At 73.9% G+C, this 6,181-nt stretch carries 7 protein-coding genes; 5 read left to right on the forward strand and 2 right to left on the reverse strand.

Features of this window, described 5'->3' with window-relative positions; translation table 11 throughout:
- Window positions 1-846, forward strand: an 846-nt coding sequence (locus ACFUK0_RS39115) for an NAD(P)H-dependent glycerol-3-phosphate dehydrogenase (RefSeq protein ID WP_380258667.1), incomplete at its 5' end; no start/stop codon positions are given.
- A 108-nt stretch (window positions 847-954) separates the two neighbouring features.
- Window positions 955-2,106, forward strand: coding sequence for a D-alanine--D-alanine ligase family protein (locus ACFUK0_RS39120; protein ID WP_380258669.1), 1,152 nt, complete (start codon window positions 955-957; stop codon window positions 2,104-2,106).
- 13 nt (window positions 2,107-2,119) lie between these two features.
- Here the strand turns inward: ACFUK0_RS39120 and ACFUK0_RS39125 are convergent, their stop codons facing one another.
- Window positions 2,120-2,680, reverse strand: coding sequence for a DUF3515 domain-containing protein (locus tag ACFUK0_RS39125; RefSeq protein WP_380258671.1), 561 nt, complete (start codon window positions 2,678-2,680; stop codon window positions 2,120-2,122).
- A 19-nt stretch (window positions 2,681-2,699) separates the two neighbouring features.
- Window positions 2,700-2,933, reverse strand: a complete 234-nt coding sequence (locus ACFUK0_RS39130) for an Lrp/AsnC ligand binding domain-containing protein (protein WP_380258673.1) — start codon at window positions 2,931-2,933, stop codon at window positions 2,700-2,702.
- 220 nt (window positions 2,934-3,153) lie between these two features.
- Between ACFUK0_RS39130 and ACFUK0_RS39135 the strand changes: the two genes are divergently transcribed.
- The 3 genes from ACFUK0_RS39135 to thiD all read left to right on the forward strand — a co-directional run bounded on the left by ACFUK0_RS39135 (window position 3,154) and on the right by thiD (window position 6,134).
- A complete protein-coding gene (locus tag ACFUK0_RS39135; protein ID WP_380258675.1) occupies window positions 3,154-4,128 on the forward strand; it encodes a thiamine-phosphate kinase in 975 nt (324 codons plus the stop codon).
- A gap of 132 nt (window positions 4,129-4,260) precedes the next feature.
- Window positions 4,261-5,286 carry a 6-phosphofructokinase gene (locus tag ACFUK0_RS39140; RefSeq protein ID WP_380258677.1) on the forward strand — a complete coding sequence of 342 codons (1,026 nt, stop codon included), beginning with the start codon at window positions 4,261-4,263 and terminating at the stop codon, window positions 5,284-5,286.
- 50 nt (window positions 5,287-5,336) lie between these two features.
- Window positions 5,337-6,134 carry a bifunctional hydroxymethylpyrimidine kinase/phosphomethylpyrimidine kinase gene (thiD, locus tag ACFUK0_RS39145; RefSeq protein ID WP_380258679.1) on the forward strand — a complete coding sequence of 266 codons (798 nt, stop codon included), beginning with the start codon at window positions 5,337-5,339 and terminating at the stop codon, window positions 6,132-6,134.
- The last annotated feature ends 47 nt before the right edge of the window (window positions 6,135-6,181 follow it).

Consider the following 6,181-nt stretch of genomic DNA (forward strand, 5'->3'; position numbering starts at 1 on the left):
ATCTCGCTCCCGGGCAGGGTCTCGGCGACCACCGACGCGGCCGGGGCGCTGGCCGGCGCCGAGTTCGCGTTCCTGGCGGTGCCCTCGCAGACGCTGCGGGAGAACCTGGCCGCCTGGGCGCCGCTGGTGGAGCCCGGCACCGTGCTGGTCAGCCTGATGAAGGGCATCGAGCTCGGCACCGTGAAGCGGATGAGCGAGGTCATCACCGAGGTGACCGGGGTCGGTCCCGAGCGGGTGGCGGTCGTCAGCGGCCCCAACCTGGCCCGCGAGATCGCCAACCGGCAGCCCGCCGCGAGCGTGGTGGCCTGCACGGACGAGGTGGTCGCCAAGCGGCTCCAGACGGCTTGCCACACGCCGTACTTCCGCCCGTACACCAACACCGACGTGGTCGGCTGCGAGCTGGGCGGAGCGGTCAAGAACGTGATCGGCCTGGCGGTCGGCATGGCCGACGGCATGGGGCTGGGCGACAACACCAAGGCGACGCTGATCACCCGCGGGCTGGCCGAGATCACCCGGCTCGGGGTCGCGCTCGGCGCCGACCCGTACACCTTCGCCGGGCTCGCCGGGATGGGCGACCTGGTCGCCACCTGCTCCTCGCCGCTGTCGCGCAACCACACCTTCGGTACCAACCTCGGGCGCGGCATGTCGGTGGCCGAGACCATCGCCGCCACCAGCCAGACGGCCGAGGGCGTGAAGTCCTGCGAGTCGGTGCTGGACCTCGCCCGGCGCAGCGGCGTCGAGATGCCGCTGGTCGAGGCCGTGGTGGACGTGGTGCACAACGGGCGCCCGACCCAGGAGGTGCTGGCGGCGCTGATGGCCCGTTCGGCGAAGCCGGAACGCCGGTAACGGCGGGCGGCGGCCGGGGCGGGGCGCGGGAGGTGAACCGGCGGCGGGGGTGACCCCGAGCGCAGGTTACGCGGGCGCAAAGAGTCGCACGGTAGTCTCATGGCCGATATGAGCATCGAACAGACCCCCCTGAACCAGTCCGCTGCCGCCGCCAAGCCGCGGGTGGCGATCGTCTTCGGCGGGCGAAGCTCGGAGCACGCCATCTCGGTCTCCACCGCGGGCAGTGTGCTCAGGGCCATCGACCGCGACAAGTACGAGGTGCTGCCGATCGGCATCACCCACGAGGGCCGCTGGGCCCTGGTCAGCGACGACCCCGCCCGGATGGCGATCACCGACGGCCGGCTGCCGGACGTCGCCGAGGTCGCCGAGTCCGTCGAGGGCCAGGTCGTGCTGCCGTCCAGCCCGGACAGCCGCGAGGTGCTCTGGAGCGAGCCCGGCGCCGCTCCCAAGGCCCTCGGCGAGGTGGACGTCGTCCTGCCGCTGCTGCACGGCCCGTGGGGCGAGGACGGCACCCTGCAGGGTCTGCTGGAGCTCTCCGGTGTCCCGTACGTCGGCAACGGCGTGCTGGCCAGCGCGGTCGGCATGGACAAGGAGTTCACCAAGCGGATCCTGGAGTCGCACGGCATCGGCGTCGGCACCTACACGGTGGTCCGCCCGCGTGAGTGGGAGTCCGAGGAGGGCCGCGCCGCCGCCCGTGAGCGGATCGCCGCGCTCGGCCTGCCGCTGTTCGTCAAGCCCTGCCGGGCCGGCTCCAGCATGGGCATCACCAAGGTCAAGGACCTCGGGGACCTCGACGGCGCGATCGCCGAGGCCCGCCGGCACGACCCCAAGGTGATCGTCGAGGCCGGTGTCGAGGGCCGCGAGATCGAGTGCGCCGTGCTGGAGTTCGAGGACGGGCCGCGCGCCTCCGTGCCCGCCGAGATCCTGGTCGGCGGCGGCTACGAGTTCTACGACTTCGAGGCCAAGTACATCGACTCCTCCGAGGTGCAGATCCCGGCCCGGCTGACGGCCGCGGAGAGCGCCGAGATCCGCCGCCAGGCGGTCGCCGCGTTCGAGGCGCTCGGCTGCGAGGGCCTCGCCCGGGTGGACTTCTTCCTGCTGGCGGACGGCAGCTGGGTGGTCAACGAGATCAACACCATGCCCGGCTTCACCCCCATCTCGGCGTACCCGAAGATGTGGGAGGCCAGCGGCCTGCCGTACTCCGAGCTGATCGACCGGCTGCTGCAGGCGGCGCTGCGCCGCTCCACCGGCCTGCGCTAGCGCCCGGCGGCGGTCACGGCGCGGCGGAGGCCGTCGCCGTGGCCGCGCCGGCCGGCTGCTCGCCCCACACCGGGACGGTGGCCTTCACCACGTCGGAGATCGACGGCACCGGGTCCGCGTAGTTCGGGTAGGCCCCGGCCGGCACGGTCACCTCGACGTAGGCCTCGCGCAGCACGGTGGTGAAGCGGTACCCGCCGTCGCCGTCCGGCTCGTCGAACCACTGGACGTCGTTCACCTCGGGGGCGTCGCGCACCGCTGCCGGCCCGTCCAGCGCGTCCGGGCGCGGCACCCCGCAGCGCACGACCGTCCGCGGCGAGCTGTCCCAGACCGCGACGAACGGCGAGGCCGAGGGCTTGCGGGCGTGGCCGAGCAGGGTCTGCGGCAGGGCCCGGGCGAACGCCTCGCAGTACGGGAGCTCCTTCGCCGTCGGGGCCGGCGCCTCGGGCGCGGGCGGCGCCCCCCAGCTGCCGACCAGCAGGACGACGCAGCCGAGCAGCACGGCCGGTGCGGCCAGCCACCGGACGGGCGCCGGCAGAGCCTTCAGGATGCGCTGGGCGCCGGCGTCTCGGGTCACCTGCCGATCTTAGACCGGCCTACAGGTGCACCACGGGACAGGTCAGGGTCCGGGTGATGCCCTCGACCTGCTGGACCTGCGCGACGACGAGCCGGCCCAGGTCGTCCACGGTGTCCGCCTCGGCGCGCACGATCACGTCGTACGGCCCGGTGACGTCCTCGGCCAGCAGGACGCCCGGGATCACCTTGATCGACGCGGCCACGGAGGTCGCCTTGCCCACCTCGGTCTGGACCAGGATGTACGCATGTACCACGGGGACCTCCAGGGCGGCTGGGTACGGAGACCGCCGCCGTGATCGCCCGGAAGAGTGGGGTGGGGCGGGCTCACCGGCAGCCTGATCACCACGCTACCGCGCAGCGGGCCGGGGAGGGGAGACCCGTGCACCGCCGGAGGGCGTACGCTGCGCGCGGGATGCGGGACACAATGCCTGTCGCAGGGTGTTCCGGACGTGATCAGACCTGAGAGGACGGCGCATGCAGGGGACCGTGGGCGAGCTCGGCGAGTTCGGACTCATCAAGGAGCTGACCGCCAGGCTGCAGCCCACCCCGGCGGTCGAACTCGGCCCGGGTGACGACGCCGCCGTGGTCCGGGCCCCGGACGGCCGGGTGGTGGCCACCACCGACGTGCTGGTCGAGGGCCGGCACTTCCGCCGCGACTGGTCCACCGCGTACGACGTCGGCCGCAAGTCCGCCGCGCAGAACCTCGCCGACATCGCCGCCATGGGCGCGGTGCCCACCGCGATACTCCTCGGCCTGGTCGCCCCCGCCGACCTGCCCACCACCTGGGCCACCGAACTGATGGACGGGCTGCGCGACGAGTGCCAGGTCGCGGGCGCCGCGGTGGTCGGCGGCGACGTGGTCCGCGGTGACACCATCACGCTGGCGATCACCGCCCTCGGCGACCTGCAGGGCCGCAAGCCGGTGGTCCGCTCCGGCGCGCAGCCCGGGGACGTGGTCGCGGTGACCGGCTGGCTCGGCTGGTCGGCCGCCGGGCTCACCGTCCTCCAGCGGGGCTTCCGCTCGCCGCGCGCCTTCGTCGAGGCGCACCGCCGCCCGGAGCCCCCGTACCACGCCGGACCGGCCGCCGCCGAGCTGGGCGCCACCGCGATGATCGACGTGAGCGACGGCCTGGTCGCCGACCTCGGCCACGTGGCGAAGGCCAGCGGCGTCGACATCGACCTGAAGGCGGCCGACTTCGACATCCCGGCCCAGATGGCGGACATCGGGCAGGCCGTCGGCGTGGACCCGCTGGTCTGGGTGCTCTCCGGCGGTGAGGACCACGCGATCGTGGCGACCTTCCCCGCCACCGCCCAACTTCCCGCCCGCTGGCGGGTGGTCGGCGAGGTGGTGCGCGCCGCCCGCGGGTCGGGGCCGTCGGCGGCCGGCCGGGTGACGGTGGACGGCGCGCCCTGGGACCGGGTCGGCGGCTGGGACCACTTCGCGGAGTAGGCCGCGGGCGGGGAGCGGGCCGCCCGGCGGGGCGACCGCGTAGGCTTGCCGTCAACAGCTGCACGGCCTGACGGACGATCGGCATCCATCTACTCGGGGGCGCAGGCCCACGGAGCGGGAGAGCACAGCCCCATGCGTATCGGCGTCCTGACCAGCGGCGGCGACTGCCCCGGCCTCAACGCGGTGATCCGCTCCGTCGTGCACCGCGGCACCGACGTCCACGGCGACGAGATCATCGGCATCGAGGACGGCTTCCTCGGCCTGATCGAGGGCCGGAGCCGGCCCGTCTCGCACGACGACGTGACCGGTCTGCTCACCCTCGGCGGCACCATCCTCGGCTCGGCCCGGGTCCAGCGCGAGCGGATCGCCTGGGCCGTCGAGAACGCCCGCACGCTGGCCCGCAACATCGGCATCGACGCGCTGATCGCGATCGGCGGCGAGGGCACCCTGACCGCCGCCAGGAAGTTCAGCGAGGCCGGCCTGCCGGTGGTCGGCGTTCCCAAGACGATCGACAACGACATCGACGCCACCGACCTCACCTTCGGCTTCGACACCGCCGTGCACGTCGCCACCGAGGCGATCGACCGGCTGAAGACCACCGCCGAATCGCACCAGCGCGTCATGGTCGTCGAGCTGATGGGCCGCCACACCGGCTGGATCACCCTCACCGCGGGCATGGCCGGCGGCGCCCACGGCATCCTGATCCCCGAGAAGCCGTTCGACATCGAGGTCGTCGCCCGGATGGTCGAGGACCGCTTCCAGCGCGGCAAGAAGTTCGCCATCATCGCCGTCGCCGAGGGCGCCGCGCCCCTCGACGGCACCATGCGCTTCGACCACGGCGCCGTCGACCAGTACGGCCACCAGACCTTCGGCGGCATCGGCACCCGGCTCGCCCACGAGCTGGAGGACCTGCTCGGCAAGGAGGCCCGGCCGGTCATCCTCGGCCACACCCAGCGCGGCGGCACCCCCACCGCGTTCGACCGGGTGCTCGCCACCCGCTTCGGCTGGCACGCCGTCGAGGCCGTCCACAAGGGCGCCTTCGGCCACTTCACCGCGCTGCGCGGCTCCAGCATCGAGCTGGTGCCGATCGCCGAGGCCGTCACCCGTCTCAAGACCGTGCCGACCGACCGCTGGGCGGAGTCCGAAGCCGTCCTCTGACGACCCGGCCGGACGGCTCCGGGCAGGCGGCTCCCGGTAGGTTGGGCCGCATGGTTTCGACAGCTCCCCCCCGCGTGCTCACCGTCGCCGGCTCCGACTCCGGCGGCGGGGCCGGCATCCAGGCCGACCTGAAGGCGATGCTGGCCCTCGGCGTGCACGGCATGAGCGTGATCACCGCCGTCACGGCGCAGAACTCACTCGGCGTCCAGGGCTACTGGGAGCTGCCGGCCGAGGCCGTCCGGGCCCAGTTCCGCAGTGTGGCCGACGACATCGGCGTGCAGGCCGTGAAGACCGGCATGCTGGCCTCCGTCGAACTCGTCGAGACCGTCTCCGAACTGCTCGCCGGCGTCGACGCCCCGGTGGTCGTCGACCCGGTCGGCGTCTCCAAGCACGGGGACGCGCTGCTCGCCGCCGAGGCCGTCGCCACCCTGCGCGAGCGGCTGCTGCCCGTCGCCACCCTCGCCACCCCCAACCTGCACGAGGTGGCGCAGCTCACCGGCATCACCGTCGAGGGGCCGCAGGACATGCCCGGCGCCGCCCGTGCCCTGCTCGACCTCGGCCCGCGCTGGGTGCTGGTCAAGGGCGGCCACCTGGAGGGCGAGGCCGCCGACCTGCTGTACGGCGGCCTGGGGGAGGAGCACTGGTTCCGCGCGCCCCGCTACGACAACCGGCACACCCACGGCACCGGGTGCACGCTGGCCAGCGCCATCGCCGCCGAACTGGCCAAGGGCCAGGACATGCCGGGGGCGGTGGCCGCCGCCAAGGAGTACGTCACCGGCGCCATCGCGGCCGGCTTCGCGCTCGGTGCCGGCATCGGCCCGGTCGACCACGGCTGGCGCCTGCGCTGACGCCTGCGGACGGACGAAAACCGCCGGCCGGGGCCCAGGGCCCCGGC

The sequence above is a fragment of the Kitasatospora sp. NPDC057223 genome, assembly GCF_042669755.1.
GTDB lineage: Bacteria > Actinomycetota > Actinomycetes > Streptomycetales > Streptomycetaceae > Kitasatospora.